This is a genomic window from Undibacterium sp. WLX3042 (assembly GCF_049544825.1).
Classification (GTDB): domain Bacteria; phylum Pseudomonadota; class Gammaproteobacteria; order Burkholderiales; family Burkholderiaceae_D; genus Undibacterium.
In genome coordinates this window covers 1,035,690-1,052,935 of sequence record NZ_CP186698.1, presented here as the reverse complement: position 1 = coordinate 1,052,935, position 17,246 = coordinate 1,035,690, and the positions used below count along the sequence as shown (strand labels likewise).

Genomic DNA, 17,246 nt, shown 5'->3' with positions numbered 1-17,246 from the left:
AATAGTATCTGCCAGAATATCCGTTACGGATGCTGCTGACCGTACCGGGCAGGGTGTTTCATCTTAGTGCAAAAATTTACCTGTGGAATTATTTTCTCAAAAATACCGCTGTTGAAGGCAGAGATTCTTTGCGCAAGGAAGGTTCTTATTTTTACCAGTCCGGCTTATTAGTTATGATGTGCTCCGCAGGATTGAGCCAGCAGGCTGTTTTCTGCTGTACTGAAATCTGCCTGACCGCAGCGGTCTTGTTCGGGAAAAATAAAAAAGGAAGCACAAGGCTTCCTTTTTTTAATCGATAGCGATCAGCGCGAGACTTATTGTTCCCTTACCCAGACCTGTGTGCGACCAAGGAATGGTGTGCCGATATAACCACGGACATTCAGTTTTTTCTTATCATCCGCCAGAGTCAGCTTGCTGCTGTATAACTTACCGTTGGCAGGATCAAGAATTTTGCCACCGCTATATTCGTTACCGTCTTTCTTCAGACCAAACAGAATCGTCATACCGATAATCGGCTGATCTTTATTGGTGCCTTCGCACTTGTCACACTTAGGGTTTTTATCTGCATCGGCTTCGAGAAATAATTTTTCGATTTTCCCTTGTAACTCGCCGCCGGTTTCAGTGATACGGATCAGTGCTTTCGGTTTTCCGGTTTTATCATCGATATTCTTCCAGAGGCCGACAGCAGCTTCTTCTGCATGCGCAAAAGAGGAAAATAAGAGGGAAAGAAATGTCGCCAGGAGTGCTGTTTTTTTCATAGTCTCACCAAATAAATTTATTATTATTGCGAATGTTATCCGCTGTGATCAGCTGTCATACGCCGTCATACGTTTAACGATCGCTTTCCTAAGCGTTGATTGTACGTGGCGATACTTGTGCCACGTACAATATTTTTAGAGCAACTACTTTAATTCAGCAGACCAGCTCAGTCGCAAAATACGTCGTCTCAGGCTGCAGGTAATTTCCCGAATTGCTCGCGCAGTTTGGCCAGTGTGGCAGAAAAATTCGCCATTCTTTCTTTCTCCTGGGCGACCACAGCAGCCGGCGCACGCGCGACAAAACTTTCATTGCCGAGCTTGGCTTCTGCCTTGCCGATTTCTGTTTCCAGACGCGTGATTTCTTTGCTCAGACGTTCGCGTTCAGCCGCAACATCGATCTCCACTTTCAGCATCAGTTTTGATTCTCCAACGATGGAAACCGGTGCCGGTGATTCCGGCAAAGCATCCAGCACCTGCACTTCAGACAGTTTGGCTAATGCCTGCAGATACGGTGCAAAGGATTGCAGACGCGCCTTGTCTTCTGCATTGGCTGCTTGTAACAGCAGAGGTACACGCAATGCTGGTGATAATTGCATTTCACCGCGCAGATTGCGGCAAGCGTCGGTCATGGCTTTCAGCGCATGCATCCAGGCTTCGGCTGTCTCATCGATATTCGCTGCCACGGCAAGCGGATATGGCTGCACCATGATGGAGTCGCCTGCTGGATTTAAAGTCTTACCAGCCAGCGGTGCCACGGTTTGCCACAGCGCTTCGGTCACGAAAGGAATAACAGGGTGCGCCAGACGCAGCGTGACTTCGAGTACGCGCAGCAGTGTATGGCGGGTGGCGCGCTGTTGTGCTTCTGTACCTTGTTGCACCTGGACTTTGGAAACTTCCAGATACCAGTCACAGTATTCATCCCAGACGAATTTATAAATTGCGGAAGCGATATTATCGAAACGGTAGTCGGCAAAACCTTTTTCGATTTCTGCTTCTGCGCGTTGCAGCGTCGAAATGATCCATTTATCAGCTTGTGAATAATCGAGATCCGCATCGGTCACGTCTGCGCCGAAACCGCAATCTTTACCTTCCGTATTCATCAGCACGAAGCGGGTTGCATTCCACAGCTTGTTGCAGAAATTGCGGTAACCTTCGCAGCGTCCCAGATCGAAGTTGATATTGCGACCGAGCGAAGCATAGCTCGCCATTGTGAAGCGCAATGCATCTGTACCGTAGGCCGGAATGCCATCGGCGAATTCTTTGCGGGTGGCTTTTTCAATCGCCGTTGCCTGTTTCGGATTCATCAGGCCAGCCGTGCGTTTGGCGACCAGATCATCGACTTTGATGCCATCGATCAGATCAATCGGATCAAGGGTGTTGCCTTTTGATTTGGACATTTTCTGACCGCTGGAATCGCGCACCAGACCATGCACATACACGGTGTTAAACGGTACTTTGCCGGTGAAATGCGTGGTCATCATGACCATGCGTGCCACCCAGAAGAAAATGATGTCGAAACCGGTGACCAGTACGGATGACGGCAGGAAGTGTTTGATATCCGGTGTTTCTTCCGGCCAGCCCATGGTTGAGAACGGGACCAGTGCAGAAGAGAACCAGGTATCGAGCACGTCATCATCGCGTTTCAGTGTACCGCTGTAACCTGCAGCAGCAGCTTTGGCTTTAGCATCGGTCTCATTACGTGCCACGAAAATTTCGCCGTTGTCGCCATACCATGCCGGAATCTGATGACCCCACCACAACTGGCGTGAAATACACCAGTCCTGAATGTTATTCAGCCATTGGTTGTAGGTATTGGTCCAGTTTTCCGGCACGAATTTGATTTCGCCGGAAGCGACTTTTTCAATCGCGACTTCAGCGATCGATTTGCCCGGGAAGTGCGTGCCTTCCGGTGCAGGTTTGCTCATCGCCATGAACCACTGATCGGTCAGCATAGGTTCAATCACCACATTCGTACGGTCACCGCGTGGCACCATCAGTTTGTGCGGTTTAACGGATTCGAGTAAGCCTTGTGCATCGAGGTCGGCGACGATTTGCTTACGAGCGACGAAACGATCCATGCCCTGATAAGCCGCCGGTGCGTTTTCATTGATCTTTGCATCCAGTGTCAGGATGCTGATTTTGTCGAGGTTGTGGCGCTGACCAACGGCGTAATCGTTGAAGTCATGCGCTGGCGTGATTTTCACACAACCGGTACCGAATTCTTTATCAACATAGCTGTCGGCAATCACCGGAATTTCACGGTCGGTCAGCGGCAGTTTCAACATCTTGCCGACCAGATGGATATAACGTTCGTCAGTTGGATCCACGGCCACGGCTACGTCACCTAACAAGGTTTCCGGACGTGTCGTCGCCACTGTCAGATGACCGGAACCATCCGCAAACGGATAACGGATATGCCACATCGAGCCGTCTTCTTCTTCCGATACCACTTCCAGATCGGAGACTGCCGTGCCCAGCACCGGGTCCCAGTTCACCAGGCGTTTGCCGCGATAGATCAGACCTTGCTCGACCAGGCGCACAAAGACTTCGGTGACGGATTTCGAGCGCTCGGCATCCATCGTGAAATATTCACGATCCCAATCAGCGGACGCGCCCATGCGGCGCATCTGGCCGGTGATCGTGGAGCCGGATTTTTCTTTCCATTCCCAGACTTTTTCAAGGAATTTTTCACGGCCAAGATCATGGCGTGAAATTTTTTGCGCGTCGAGCTGACGCTCCACTACGATTTGTGTCGCGATACCGGCGTGATCGGTGCCGGGGATCCATGCCGTGTTGTAACCACGCATACGATAGTAACGCGTCAGACCATCCATGATGGTCTGGTTAAATGCGTGGCCCATGTGCAGCGTGCCGGTCACGTTCGGCGGTGGCAGCTGGATAGAAAATGAGGGTTTGCCATCGTCCATGCTGGCCGCGAAATAACCGCGTTTCTCCCACTCGGAGCGCCATTGTTGTTCGATTTCTGCCGGTTCGAAAGACTTCGCTAATTCCATGATTGTCTGAAAGTTGAGTGTGCTAAACCTTTGATTATAAATGACAGTGGTGCCTGTCATCGTGCTAATACTTAATTCTGTCCGGCTTTTTACCGTATAGTCCTGTCAATTGTTGTAGAAGTTTTGCTACCGGTTTTTCCGGACGCACCACATTTGTACCGAAAATGGTATTTCCGGGCGATATATAGTGTTAGGATAGATCTTCTTGTCTCTACTTTTCCTTGCTTATAAATACCGATGGCGAACCTCAGAACGTGGACTTTTATATCTCTGTGTGTCTGTGGTGCGTTAGCTCTTTCGCTATCGGGATCTCCTGCGAGAGCGGACGAAAAAGCCGATCTTGAACATATCAGCAGGATCCGGAAATTATCCGATACCGACAATACAGAAGCTTTAAAGCAGCTGGAATACCTGAAGCAGAAACAGCTTTCCAAGTCGACGCCTAAGGTGCGTCTGGAGGCGCTCAAGGTGATGGTCAGCCTGTATTACGATGCAGGGCGCATACAGTCTGCGCTCAATAGTATTGCTGAATTAAAAACTCTGGCGGAATCTGAACACGATCAGGACGGTGCAGCGATTGCCCGCATCATGGAAAGCTATGCTCTGATTGATGACGGTAAACCTGATGACGCGCTGAAAAATTTGTCGCAGATCAGTGCTGGTTTACATACTTCTGCCAGCGCGGAAGTCCGCATGCGTTTGCAGAGCGCATTTGGTTCTGCGTATTACATCACAGGTAATTTTGCCGCTTCATTACAGCATTATCTCGAAGCACTGCGACTGACCGATGAGCTGACAACGCGCAAAGTCGAAAACCGCATGTACAAGTTGGACGCCATCGCCAAGCTGTACACCAATATGAAAGATCCTGAAAAGGCGCTGGCAACGATCGATGAAGCTTTTTCTTTGTCGCCTTTGTCGCACTCCCCGAAGACAGCGGCATCGCTGAATATCAGTCAGGGCATTGCCTTATCGGCGCTGCACAGAAACGAGGAAGCTGGCGAGGCGTATAAGCGCGCTCTGAAACTTGCGACCGAAGCCGGATTAGCCTCTATGGCGGTGACTAGCCTGATCAACATCAGTGACCATTATCTGATCATGAATCAGTACAAGCAGGCGGAAAATTACGCAAGGCAGGCATTGAAACAGGCGGAAGTGCTGAAGGATAAACAATCGATTGCTGTTGCCCGCGTGAATATAGGGTTTGCGCTGGCGGGGCAGGGTAAGATTTCTCAGGGTGTTGAACTGATTAATGAAGTGGTGCAGTACTTTCTTGACGCTGACCAGAAGCCGGATGCTGAAGCCGTGCTTGGCGAGCAGGCAGCAATGTACGAGCGTGCCGGTATGTTTAAAGAAGCCCTGCAGACCGTACGCTATCAGCAAAAACTCAGCAATGAATTATTCCGCTCAGACAGAGCCAAGGCTGTCGCCGCTTTGCAGGAACAGTTCCACGCACAACAAAGACAAAAACAGATTGAATTGCTGGCAAAAGAAAATGACCTGAAGGACGCGGATATCCGTAATCATCGTCAGCAGCAGATCATTACGATACTGGCAGCGATTCTCACGGTGCTGGTGGGGGCGTTTCTTTTCCTGCTGTATCGCCGCGTCAAGCGGATTAATCTGCAACTGCGCGAAGCAAATTCGCAGCTGGAATTTCATGCGGTGCGCGATCCTCTCACCGGTCTGTACAACCGGCGCTCTTTCCTCGACATGATGAAGACCAGGATTGCTCAGGCCGAAGCAGAGCGGCGTGACGCGCAGGAAAACAATCCTGATTGCCTGATCCTGCTGGATATCGACCATTTCAAGCAGATTAACGATGGACTGGGTCATGCCATCGGTGATGCCGTACTGATGGAAGTTGCACATCGCCTGCGCAAAGCGGTACGTGATAGTGATATGGTGCTGCGCTGGGGCGGAGAAGAATTTCTGGTGTTCTCACCGAAATCGTCGCCGTCCCAGAGTGCGGGGCTGGTCGAGCGCTTGCTGCAAGCCGTGGGAACAGAACCCGTCATGGCAGGTGACAAGGAAATACAAGTGACGGTGACTGCGGGCTTTATTTCTCTGCCATTTTCTAATGTGCCGGAGTCGGTTTTCGGCTGGGAAAAAGTGCTGCAGATTGCCGATATGGCGCTGTATCTTGGAAAGGCAAATGGCCGTAACCGTGCTTACGGCATTTCGCACTTGCTGGTGCCGTCTGAACGCGCGTTACCTGTTCTGGAAACCGATCTCTCGACTGCAGTTGCGAACGGTATGGTGGAGCTGATCGAAGTTTTTGGTCCGCCCAAACTCGATTTATCCGTCAGTAAAGCAGCGGAGTCGTATACAGGCATGCAGTGATACGGGTGTATCTGATCATCGTGAGTCAGCCCAAAAAAGAACACTGCTGCTCAGCCTCTATTTATCCACTATTAAACCGTTACCAACCTTAATGAAGCCGCTATAATGGCGGTCTTCCGTAAAAAAACAGCAGCACCGTTTTTGCCCGGAAAAAATGCTAGGGGTCCTGTCCGCACTTGTGCGATGACGGGTGAGAAATACCCTCGAACCTGATCTGGATAATGCCAGCGAAGGGAAGCTGCTAAAGAACGCCAACGTCGTTTCGCGACGACTGCCACCTCTTTACAAACTCCTTTGCTGGCTCCTGCCAACACGCAAAGGAGCCAAAATGAATGCCAACCCACAATTTCTGTCCGCCACCGCGACAGTCGATGAGGCCGCGATACAGCCGCTGCCGAATTCCCGCAAAATCTATGTACAGGGCAGTCGCCCCGATATCCGCGTGCCCATGCGCGAAATCAGCCAGTCTGATACGCCAGCGATGTTCGGTTCTGAAAAAAATCCGCCGATTTATGTCTACGATACATCGGGCCCGTACACCGATCCTGACGTCAACATCGATATCCGTTCCGGTCTGCCATTGGTGCGCGGTCGCTGGATTGCAGAGCGAAACGATACGGAAGAACTGGCAGGCCCGACGTCTGAATATGGCATCGCGCGGCTGAATGATCCCAAACTGGCGGAACTGCGTTTCAATCTGAAACGCAAACCACGTCGCGCACTCGCTGGCAAAAACGTGACGCAGATGCACTATGCACGGCAAGGCATCATCACGCCGGAAATGGAATACATCGCGATTCGCGAAAACCTGCAACGCAAAGCATATCTCGAGCAATTAAAAGTATCCGGCCCGATGGGAAATAAACTCGCAGAGTTGATGGGACGCCAGCATCCGGGGCAGTCTTTCGGCGCATCGATTCCGGACGAGATCACGCCGGAATTCGTGCGTTCAGAAGTCGCACGCGGTCGTGCGATTATTCCTGCGAATATCAATCATCCGGAAGTTGAACCGATGATCATCGGTCGTAATTTTCTGGTGAAAATTAACGCGAATATCGGTAACTCTGCAGTGACTTCATCAATAGGTGAAGAAGTCGAAAAAATGACCTGGGCGATACGCTGGGGCGGCGACAACGTGATGGATCTGTCAACAGGCAAACACATACACGAAACCCGCGAATGGATTATCCGTAATTCGCCGGTCCCTATTGGTACCGTGCCTATTTATCAGGCGTTGGAAAAAGTGAATGGCAAAGCGGAAGACCTGACCTGGGAGATTTTCCGTGACACGCTGATTGAGCAAGCAGAGCAGGGCGTCGATTACTTTACGATCCATGCCGGCGTGCGTTTGCAATATGTGCCGCTGACAGCCAAGCGTATGACAGGCATCGTATCGCGCGGTGGGTCGATTATGGCGAAATGGTGTCTGGCGCATCATAAAGAAAGCTTTCTGTACGAGCATTTTGAGGAAATCTGCGAGATCATGAAAGCCTACGACGTTTCCTTCTCTTTAGGTGACGGTTTGCGTCCGGGTTCGATTTACGACGCCAACGATGAAGCGCAGCTCGGTGAATTGAAAACGCTGGGTGAACTGACGCAAATCGCCTGGAAACATGATGTACAGGTCATGATAGAAGGGCCGGGTCATGTGCCTATGCATCTGATCAAAGAAAATATGGATCTGCAATTAGAGCAATGCTACGAAGCGCCGTTCTACACACTGGGACCATTGACGACCGATATCGCCCCCGGTTACGACCACATCACTTCCGGCATAGGGGCGGCGCAAATCGGCTGGTATGGCACTGCGATGCTGTGCTACGTGACACCGAAAGAACATCTGGGACTGCCGAATAAAACCGATGTCAAAGACGGCATCATCACCTACAAAATTGCCGCCCATGCAGCCGATCTGGCGAAAGGCCATCCTGGTGCACAAATCCGCGATAACGCCTTGTCGAAAGCACGTTTTGAATTCCGCTGGGAAGATCAGTTCAACATCGGTCTTGACCCTGACAAAGCGCGCGAATTTCATGATGAAACTCTACCGAAAGATTCTGCCAAAGTCGCGCATTTTTGCTCGATGTGCGGGCCGCATTTCTGTTCGATGAAAATCACGCAGGAAGTCCGTGATTACGCGGCGAATCAGGGTATCAGCGAAATCGATGCGCTGAAAAAAGGTATGGCAGTCAAGGCGGTTGAATTCATCCAATCCGGCGCTGAAATTTATAAAAAACAGTAAGCGGTGAGGATGATGGAAATTCAGTTAAATGGCGCGCCGCATCAGATCAGGTCTGCACAACTGCTGGCTGAGTTGATTGCCGATCTGAGCCTGATGGATAAAGCGATTGCAGTGGCGGTGAACCGCCAGATTATTCCGCGTTCATGCTGGGCAGATCACGCATTGCAAGCTGGAGACAAAGTCGATGTGGTGCGTGCTATCGGCGGTGGCTGATCGCTGAAAATTAACTCAGACAAAGCTTACCGCACTTACAGAAAATACAGAAAAGGATTGGAATATGCAAACAGAAATAAATAAGGAAATCGACGCTGACAGCGGCCTGACAATCGCCGGTAAAACCTACCGTTCACGCTTGCTGGTTGGCAGCGGAAAATACAAAGATCTGGAACAGACCAGACTGGCAACCGAAGCCGCAGACGCGGAAATCATCACGGTCGCGATTCGTCGCGTGAACATCGGTCAGGACCCGAGTGCACCTAGCTTGCTGGATGCGGTGCCACCATCCAAATACACGATACTGCCGAATTCAGCCGGATGCTATAACGCCGAAGATGCGGTTTACACCTTGCAGTTAGGGCGTGAATTATTAGGCGGTCACAAACTGTGCAAACTCGAAGTGCTGGGCGATGAAAAGACCTTGTTCCCGAATATGCCGGAAACCCTGAAAGCCGCGAAAACACTGGTGCAGGACGGCTTTGATGTGATGGTGTATTGCAGCGACGATCCGATACAGGCGCGTATGCTGGAAGACATCGGCTGCGTTGCAGTGATGCCGCTGGCGTCACTCATCGGTTCCGGCATGGGGATACTGAATCCATGGAATCTATCGCTGATTATCGAACAGACCAGGGTGCCAGTGCTGGTGGATGCAGGTGTTGGTACTGCATCTGACGCTGCGATTGCGATGGAGCTCGGTTGTGATGGCGTGCTGATGAATACCGCGATTGCCGGTGCTAAAGACCCGGTGCGTATGGCGCGGGCGATGGGGCTGGCGGTAGCGGCGGGGCGTGAAGCATTTTTAGCGGGACGTATGCCGCGCAAGTTTGCAGCATCGCCATCCTCGCCGATGGCAGGGCGCATCGTCTGATGGTAACGACCATCCCGCAGCGCCCGAGCGTGCTGGTGTTTGCCGGCCATGACCCGAGTGGCGGCGCGGGCATACAGGCAGATATCGAAGCGATCGCCGCGCAGGGCGCGCATGCCTTGCCGGTCATTACGGCATTAACTGTGCAAGACAATGATCATGTCTATGCGCTGAAGGCGGTGCCGCACACGCTGATAATTCAACAGGCACAGTGCTTACTGGACAAAATACCGGTGGCTGCGATGAAAGTCGGTATCGCTGGCAATACAGAAAATGCGCGCGCCATCGCTGCACTGATACAGCAGTTGCGGACACAAAATCCGCGTCTGCCTGTAGTCGTGGATACCGTGCTGGGCAGCGGTCACGGTGATCGTTTATCGTTGGACGACGCCGTCGTTGCGATACAGCCTTTGCTGAAAGTCGCGACGCTGCTCACGCCGAATCTGCCTGAGTTGCAAAGACTGGTGCCGCACGCCGCAGAACAGCAGGCGCAGGTGGAAATGTTGATGCAGATGACACCAGCCGATGTGTTGCTGAAAGGCGGGCATGCAGCGGCGGCGCTGGTGGATAATTTTTGGTATTCACATGCCGGTGGCGAACAGCGTTGGCAATGGCCGCGCTTATCCGGTGAATTTCACGGCAGCGGTTGCACGCTGGCGTCTGCGATTGCGGCTCAGCTGGCGCTGGGGCATTCCATGCGACATGCCTTAGATCAGGCGCAAATCTACACACAACAATGTCTGCAGCGTGCTTACGCGATCGCAGACGGGCAATTTATTCCGGGCAGATCATTCAAATGACTAAGACACATGCATTACGTGGTTTATATATCGTGACGCCAGACTGGGACGATACCGCACGCTTACTTGCTGTTACGGAACAGGCTTTGCTGGGCGGCGCGGCGCTGGTTCAGTATCGCCACAAAACGGCAGACATGTCATTGCGGCGGCAACAGGCGACGGCTTTGCTGGAGTTATGCCGACGCTATCACAAGCCACTGATCATCAACGACCATCTGGATTTGTGCATGGAAATTGATGCCGATGGTTTGCATGTCGGCGGCACCGATATTTCCGTAGCCGAAGCGCGGGCGCAGATCGGCGCCGGTAAAATTCTGGGTGCCTCGTGTTACGGTGATATGCAACTCGCCCGCAGCGCGGTTGCGAGTGGTGCCAGCTACATTGCATTCGGTGGGTTTTATCCGTCGCGAATCAAAAAATATGCGGTCACCACGTCAGCCGATATCGTGACCACAGCGGGTAAAGAATTCGATCTGCCGCGGGTCGTGATTGGTGGTATGACGCTGCAAAACTGCCAGCCGCTGATTGCCAACGGGGCGGAAATGGTCGCTGCCATCAGCAGCGTGTATATGGCAGAAAATCCGCGTCAGGCCGCTGCTGATTTCTGTGGCTTGTTTTGAGCACATTTTGAGCATAAATATACTCCCGGGAGTATATTTTGAAGCCCTTTGTTTATAAGGAGATAAAGCAGGTTTTCTTATTTTTGAGGGGGAGTATGCAGAATTTCTGATGTTTCTGCATATAGTTGGGCGGCATGCTGAACTGTGGCCCGGGTTTCACGGGCAACCGGATCAGCGGCATTTCTGCATCAGATCACGGTGATCGGTCTGCCGGATATTCTGCAGATCGGCGCGGCAGCGCAGGGTCTGTCCCGTATAATCGGGGTATGCAAAATTTACTTCACAATCTCAATCCTGAACAGCTAGCCGCTGTGACGTTGCCGGCGCAGTCGGCGCTGATTTTAGCGGGTGCCGGTTCCGGCAAAACCCGCGTGCTGACGACCCGTATTGCGTGGCTGATCCAAACCGGCCAGGTGTCCCCGCAGGGTGTGCTGGCGGTGACCTTTACCAACAAGGCGGCGAAAGAATTGCTGACACGCTTGTCGGCGATGTTACCGATCAATACCCGTGGCATGTGGATAGGCACGTTTCACGGCCTGTGTAATCGCCTGTTGCGAGCGCATCACCGCGATGCCGGTTTGCCGCAAACATTTCAGATTCTTGATTCCGGCGATCAGTTGTCGTTCATCAAGCGCTTGTTGAAAGCCAATAATATCGACGACGAAAAATTCCCGCCGAAGACGCTGATGTATTTCATTAACAGCGCCAAAGATCAGGGTTTGCGCGCTGCGCAGGTCGATGCTTACGATGATTTCAATCGCAAACTGGTGGGGCTGTACGATTTGTATGACGCCCAGTGCCAGCGTGAAGGTGTGGTCGATTTTGCAGAACTGTTGTTGCGCACGTATGAATTACTCAGTCGCAACCAGCCTTTGCGCGAACATTATCAGGCTCGCTTCAAACATATACTGGTCGATGAGTTTCAGGATACCAATGATCTGCAGTACAAATGGCTGAAGCTTATGGCTGGCGCTGGCAGCAGCCGTGGTGCTGCAGTGTTTGCGGTCGGCGATGATGATCAGAGTATTTACGCTTTCCGCGGTGCGAATGTTGGCAATATGTCGGCATTTGAACGTGAGTTTGAAGTGCAGAATCTGATCAAGCTGGAACAGAATTACCGCTCGCATGGCCACATTCTGGACAGCGCCAATATTCTGATTGCGAATAACAGCAAGCGTCTCGGCAAAAATCTGCGTACCGATGCCGGGCATGGTGAACCTGTACGCGTGATGGAAGCCAGCAGCGATATACAAGAGGCGAACTGGATTATTGAAGAGGCCAAAAATCTGATCCGCGAAGGTTTGCCGCGCAGCGAAATCGCTATTCTGTATCGCTCGAATGCGCAGTCGCGCGTGATCGAACATGCCTTGTTCAGCGCGAATATTCCGTATCGTGTGTATGGTGGTCAGCGCTTTTTTGAACGCGCTGAAATCAAACATGCGATTGCGTATCTGCAGTTGATGGATAACCTGCATAATGATTCCGCCTTTTTGCGGGTGGTCAATTTCCCAGCCCGGGGCATCGGTGCACGCTCTCTGGAACAGCTGCAGGATGCCGCTAAACAGCACGGTTGCTCGCTCTATGCGGCGGTGCCGTATGTCGGCGGCAAAGCGGGCTCATCGCTGGCAGCGTTCATCAAACTGATCGAAGGTGCGCGCTTTGAAACGCAGTATCTGCCTTTGCCTGAAATGGTGCAGATCGTTATCGAACTCAGTACTTTGAAGACGCATTATCAGACAGAAAAAGAAGGCGCAGACCGCATAGAAAACTTGGATCAGCTGGTGAATGCGGCGAGTTTATTTGTCTCGGAAGAAGGCTTTGGCAAAGATGCTCCTGCACTGACCGGCCCGGCATCGGCCAACACTGTTTTGCTGGAGAACAGCGACGGTAATGTCATCATCGATGCCGATGCTGCCTTACCTACGGTAATGTCGCCATTGTCGGCTTTTCTGTCGCACGCCTCGCTGGAAGCGGGTGACAATCAGGCACAGGCCGGGCAGGATGCGATGCAGTTGATGACGGTGCATTCGGCTAAAGGGCTGGAGTTCGATGCGGTATTTATCACCGGTCTGGAAGAGGGCTTGTTTCCGCATGAGAACAGTGCGCAGGAAGATAGCGGCGTCGAAGAAGAACGGCGTCTGATGTATGTAGCGATTACCCGTGCGCGGCAACGTTTGTATCTGAGCTTTTCGCAAACCCGCATGCTGCATGGGCAGACACGCTACAACATGCGCTCGCGCTTTCTGGAAGAGTTGCCGGAAGAATCCTTGAAATGGCTGTCGCCAAAAATTCAGCCGCAATGGTTTGGCAATAAAAAATCGGCATGGGATGATGCTCCTGCTGCAGGCGCGAATCGCATTGCACAGAATTTCAATCAGGTCGCGGATGCGAATGCATGGCGTATCGGGCAGGGCGTCGCGCATCCTAAGTTTGGTGAAGGGGTGATCGTAAATATCGAAGGCAGCGGCACGAATGCGCGTGCGCATATCAATTTCGGTAAGTTCGGAATGAAGCTGCTGGACCTGAGTATCGCCAAACTGGAAAAAATCTGATTTTTTAATCAGATCTGCCACACTGTACCGGCGATGCCGCTCAGTGCTGTTTCAGTATTGTTGGATATACGCCGGTAACAGCATTCACGATGTCCGCGATGCTGGTGAGTTGATCTATTGAAGGGAAAAGGACACAGAATGACAACGGATATGTTGATTCAGTATGTAGCGGCGGCGATCTTCGGCATCGCTGTGCTGCATACTTTTTCCACCAAATTTTTTATTTCGCTGGCACACAAAAGTCAGCATCATGCTGGTCTCTGGCATTTGCTGGGGGAAGTCGAGGTCGTCTTCGGCTTCTGGGCTTTTGTGCTGGTTGCCGTGATGGCTTTACTGATGAATCAGAAAGAGGCGATTCATTATCTTGAAGCGCAGAATTTTACTGAGCCTTTATTCGTCTTTGTCATTCTGGTGGTGGCTGGCACCCGCCCAGTATTGTGGGCAGTGCAGGCTTTTGTCTCCCGTATTGCGCGTCTGCTGCCGTTCAATACGCAGCTGGCTTCGTATTTTCTGTGTCTGTCATTGGTACCATTGTTTGGTTCATTTATCACTGAGCCTGCGGCCATGACACTGGCAGCGCTGATGTTGCGGGATCGTTTTTATTCGCAAGCGATTTCCGAGCGCATGAAATACATGACGCTGGGCGTTTTATTCGTCAACATTTCTATCGGTGGCGTACTCACTTCGTTTGCGGCACCGCCGGTGCTGATGGTTGCGGAGAAATGGGGCTGGAACAGTGCGTTCATGATGCAGATGTTTGGTTGGAAGGCCGCAGGTGCCGTCGTATTAAATGCCTTGTTGCTGAGCCTGTTCTTCCGTAAAGAACTGACGTCACTGAAAGCGCCGGAGCCGACGACAGCGGATGCGCCTGTGCCTTTTTATGTCGTGGCAATTCATTTTACTTTTCTCGCGGCCACGGTCTGGTTTGCACATTATCCTGTCGTATTTCTGGGGCTGTTTTTATTTTTCCTTGGATTTACTGAGGCGTACAAACAGTATCAGGACAGGCTGATGTTGAGAGAAGGCTTGCTGGTCGCATTTTTTCTGGCGGGCCTAGTGGTTCTGGGCGGTAAGCAGGAATGGTGGCTGCAACCTTTGCTGGCCGGTATGGATAATGCCGTCCTGTTTTTCGGTGCGGTTGCATTAACGGCGGTGACCGATAATGCCGCGCTGACTTATCTGGGGTCGCTGGTCGTTGGTTTGCCTGATGCGGCGAAATATGCGCTGGTGTCCGGTGCTGTCACGGGTGGTGGTTTGACGGTGATTGCCAATGCGCCGAATCCTGCCGGGTTTGCGATATTAAAAGATACGTTTAATGAAAAAGCGATCAGCCCGCTGGGTCTGATCGCCGCCGCCGCGCTGCCGACGGTGATCGCCACGCTGTTTTTACATTTTCTGTAAGCCCGTCGTATTGTCATCAGGGTAGCAAAAATACCTTGCTCTGACAGCGCCCGAAGCTACCTTCGTGGGAGGGGCTGTCGCGCCGCAGATTGGTAGCGCTTGGTCAGATATAGTAAGCCGTTGATGTCATGACTTTGGCCATCAGTTTCATCGCTATTCTGACGGGCTGTGGTGTTTCACTGGCACCCAGTTCCTGTGCAGCGGCACCGTGCGCGACTTCGTCAACGCGCATTTGCTCGACGATCGCACGTGACCTTGCGTCATGTGCAGGCAAGGAATTCAGATGCCCCGCCAGATGGGCTTCAACCTGCCGCTCGGTTTCGACGACAAATCCAAGGCTTGCTGCATCGCCGCATTTTGCCGCGATGATTCCGCATGTGTAAGCACCGGCATACCAGAGCGGGTTCATGAAACTGGTATGCGAGTTCAGTTCTTTCAAGCGAGTGGCAGTCCAGGCAAGATGATCTTCTTCTTCTATGCAGGAATGCTGAAGCTGACGGGTCACTTCTTCTTTATGTGAAAACGCACTTTGAGCGTCATACAGCGCCTGAGCACAGATTTCGCCGACGTGATTGACCCGCATCAGACCGGCACTGTGCTTTCTTTCCTGCTCGCTCAACTTGTCTTCATTGGTGATGGCAGCAGCGGGATAAGGACGAGAGCTTCTTGCCTGGGCAGAAACGGTGCGCAGCGCGCGATCAAAGCTCAGGACGATACGATCTATATTTGGCAGAGACATGGTTACGATGCTTTAAGAAGTAGGTCTCTATTGTAAAACATCAGACCGGAGGACTGGTTTTAAGCTGGCGCAAGGCAAATGCAGATTGCGTATGCATCAAAACCTGACAATTCTCATCAGAATTACAACTGTTGTCGCCGCGCCACATTTAATTTGCTTAAACACGATCGTTCGCAAATTCTCTTTGCCCAAATTCGCTTAGTTTGGTTCAATGGAACCTAGATTGTTTATCAATCAGTTCGGAAGAACCAGCAATACCCAAAAAAGCAGCCTAATTAAGAGCTGCAGACATCACGTCAAATTAATCATAAAATCTGGAGACAATTTCAATGAAAAAATCACTCATCGCTTTTGCTGTACTGGGCGCGTTCGCATCTGCAGCATCCGCACAATCCAATGTGACCGTCTACGGTATCGTCGATGCTGCTGTTATGTACACCAATAATCAAGCGGGTGGCACCAATAAAGCCGTGATGGAAGCTGGTCAGCTGGCAATATCCCGCTGGGGTATTAAAGGCAGCGAAGATCTGGGCGGCGGTCTGAAAGCTAACTTTAATCTGGAAGGCACCCTGGCGAATGATACAGGCGCAGCAGGTGCCGGTTTTGGCGGCAGCAACCTGACACAGAATTTCAGCCAGGCCGGTAACAACTCTTCCTTGTTTGACCGCCTTTCCTGGGTTGGTCTGTCAGGCTCTTTCGGTGCTGTGACTCTGGGTCGTAACAACATTCTGGGTGTGGATTCCGTTGGTCTGGCCGATCCTATGAGCCTCGCACATGCAGGTACAAACCCTAACGTTATGCTGGTTGGTCTGTACTCCGGTGCATTCTTCGGTGGTTTCGGTACGAATCAGGGCGGTCCTGGTCTGCGTCAGAATAACTCTGTGAAATACGTTTCTCCTTTCATTTCCGGTTTTGCCGGTGCAGCGATGTACGGCTTTGGTGAAAAAGCAGGCGAAATGTCTTCCAGTTCTTATGCTGGTCTGGCAGGTATCTTCACAGATGGCACGAATGGTGCCGCATTGTCTTTCGCAAAACTGAAAGATCCTACTGGAAATGTTTCTCTGAATGGTTGGGCTGGCGGTATCAAATACAAAGTTGTGCCATCGACTATGTTGCGCTTTACTTATGGCCACAATACGATTGAAGGTAACCTGGGTGCTCCGTTAAGCGTATTAAGTCCAAACAATAATCGTAAAATCACCGTTATCGGTTTGGGTGCTGACTACGCTGTTTCAGATCAGTTGACCCTGACTGGCGCTTACTACAACACCAAGCGCAGCGGCGATTTCGATGGCAAGGCTGATCAGTACATCGGTATGGCTAAGTATGCATTCAGCAAACGTACAACGGCTTACGCATCTCTGACTTATGCTAAAGCAGGTTCTTCAGCTTTGAAAGATACAACGCTGGCGCTGGGCATCATCGGTACTGACGGCGTTCAAAGCAGCGCAACTCGTGCAGCATTTGGTGTCATGCACGCATTCTGATTTGCGGTAACTCAGCTAGTATGATTAAAAAGCCAGCGAACAGCTGGCTTTTTTTATGACACAAACAAAATCACTCCTGAAACTGTATTCATGCCGTTGCCTGTTTCCGTTTAATCGGACTGCGCTGATTTTTTTTATCCGGAACGGCGTTGCTGGTCTGTCATGGTCTGTTGTGGAATTGAGACATCAATTTCGCTTATTTACCA

At 51.5% G+C, this 17,246-nt stretch carries 13 protein-coding genes and 1 riboswitch; of the genes, 10 read left to right on the top strand and 3 right to left on the bottom strand.

Features of this window, described 5'->3' with window-relative positions; genetic code table 11:
• Positions 1–29 precede the first annotated feature (29 nt).
• Positions 30–299 carry a hypothetical protein gene (locus ACPAOP_RS04770; RefSeq protein ID WP_423709502.1) on the top strand — a complete coding sequence of 90 codons (270 nt, stop codon included), beginning with the start codon at positions 30–32 and terminating at the stop codon, positions 297–299.
• A gap of 15 nt (positions 300–314) precedes the next feature.
• Here the strand turns inward: ACPAOP_RS04770 and ACPAOP_RS04765 are convergent, their stop codons facing one another.
• Complete coding sequence (locus ACPAOP_RS04765) at positions 315–758, bottom strand: DUF2147 domain-containing protein (protein ID WP_423681515.1); 444 nt, start codon at positions 756–758, stop codon at positions 315–317.
• A gap of 188 nt (positions 759–946) precedes the next feature.
• Positions 947–3,772 carry a valine--tRNA ligase gene (locus tag ACPAOP_RS04760; RefSeq protein ID WP_423709501.1) on the bottom strand — a complete coding sequence of 942 codons (2,826 nt, stop codon included), beginning with the start codon at positions 3,770–3,772 and terminating at the stop codon, positions 947–949.
• 237 nt (positions 3,773–4,009) lie between these two features.
• Here ACPAOP_RS04760 and ACPAOP_RS04755 point away from each other — a divergent pair, with 237 nt between their 5' ends.
• The 8 genes from ACPAOP_RS04755 (at position 4,010) to ACPAOP_RS04720 (ending at position 14,814) form a co-directional block, all read left to right on the top strand.
• Positions 4,010–6,115: a tetratricopeptide repeat-containing diguanylate cyclase gene (locus ACPAOP_RS04755; RefSeq protein ID WP_423709500.1), complete on the top strand. Its 2,106-nt coding sequence runs from the start codon at positions 4,010–4,012 to the stop codon at positions 6,113–6,115.
• Positions 6,116–6,264: 149 nt separating this feature from the next.
• Positions 6,265–6,368, top strand: a riboswitch (TPP riboswitch).
• A 75-nt stretch (positions 6,369–6,443) separates the two neighbouring features.
• Positions 6,444–8,357 carry a phosphomethylpyrimidine synthase ThiC gene (gene thiC, locus ACPAOP_RS04750; protein ID WP_423709499.1) on the top strand — a complete coding sequence of 638 codons (1,914 nt, stop codon included), beginning with the start codon at positions 6,444–6,446 and terminating at the stop codon, positions 8,355–8,357.
• A 12-nt stretch (positions 8,358–8,369) separates the two neighbouring features.
• Complete coding sequence (gene thiS / locus ACPAOP_RS04745) at positions 8,370–8,570, top strand: sulfur carrier protein ThiS (protein ID WP_423709498.1); 201 nt, start codon at positions 8,370–8,372, stop codon at positions 8,568–8,570.
• Between the two features lie 64 nt (positions 8,571–8,634).
• Positions 8,635–9,444 carry a thiazole synthase gene (locus tag ACPAOP_RS04740; RefSeq protein ID WP_423709497.1) on the top strand — a complete coding sequence of 270 codons (810 nt, stop codon included), beginning with the start codon at positions 8,635–8,637 and terminating at the stop codon, positions 9,442–9,444.
• Positions 9,444–10,241 carry a bifunctional hydroxymethylpyrimidine kinase/phosphomethylpyrimidine kinase gene (gene thiD / locus ACPAOP_RS04735; protein ID WP_423709496.1) on the top strand — a complete coding sequence of 266 codons (798 nt, stop codon included), beginning with the start codon at positions 9,444–9,446 and terminating at the stop codon, positions 10,239–10,241. The genes ACPAOP_RS04740 and thiD overlap by 1 nt, the downstream gene beginning before the upstream one ends.
• Entirely contained in the window at positions 10,238–10,861 is a 624-nt protein-coding gene (gene thiE, locus ACPAOP_RS04730; RefSeq protein ID WP_423709495.1) for a thiamine phosphate synthase, read from the top strand. Before thiD ends, thiE begins: the two co-directional genes overlap by 4 nt.
• Positions 10,862–11,127: 266 nt before the next feature.
• Complete coding sequence (locus tag ACPAOP_RS04725) at positions 11,128–13,413, top strand: UvrD-helicase domain-containing protein (protein WP_423709494.1); 2,286 nt, start codon at positions 11,128–11,130, stop codon at positions 13,411–13,413.
• Between the two features lie 138 nt (positions 13,414–13,551).
• Positions 13,552–14,814, top strand: coding sequence for a putative Na+/H+ antiporter (locus tag ACPAOP_RS04720; protein ID WP_423709493.1), 1,263 nt, complete (start codon positions 13,552–13,554; stop codon positions 14,812–14,814).
• Positions 14,815–14,917: 103 nt separating this feature from the next.
• Here ACPAOP_RS04720 and coq7 read toward each other — a convergent pair whose 3' ends face one another.
• Positions 14,918–15,547 carry a 2-polyprenyl-3-methyl-6-methoxy-1,4-benzoquinone monooxygenase gene (gene coq7 / locus ACPAOP_RS04715; RefSeq protein ID WP_423709977.1) on the bottom strand — a complete coding sequence of 210 codons (630 nt, stop codon included), beginning with the start codon at positions 15,545–15,547 and terminating at the stop codon, positions 14,918–14,920.
• A 335-nt stretch (positions 15,548–15,882) separates the two neighbouring features.
• On the opposite strand from coq7, the gene ACPAOP_RS04710 reads away from it, so the two are divergent.
• Positions 15,883–17,040 (top strand): porin, encoded by a 1,158-nt coding sequence (locus ACPAOP_RS04710; RefSeq protein WP_423709492.1) that lies wholly within the window; start codon positions 15,883–15,885, stop codon positions 17,038–17,040.
• Positions 17,041–17,246: the final 206 nt, after the last annotated feature.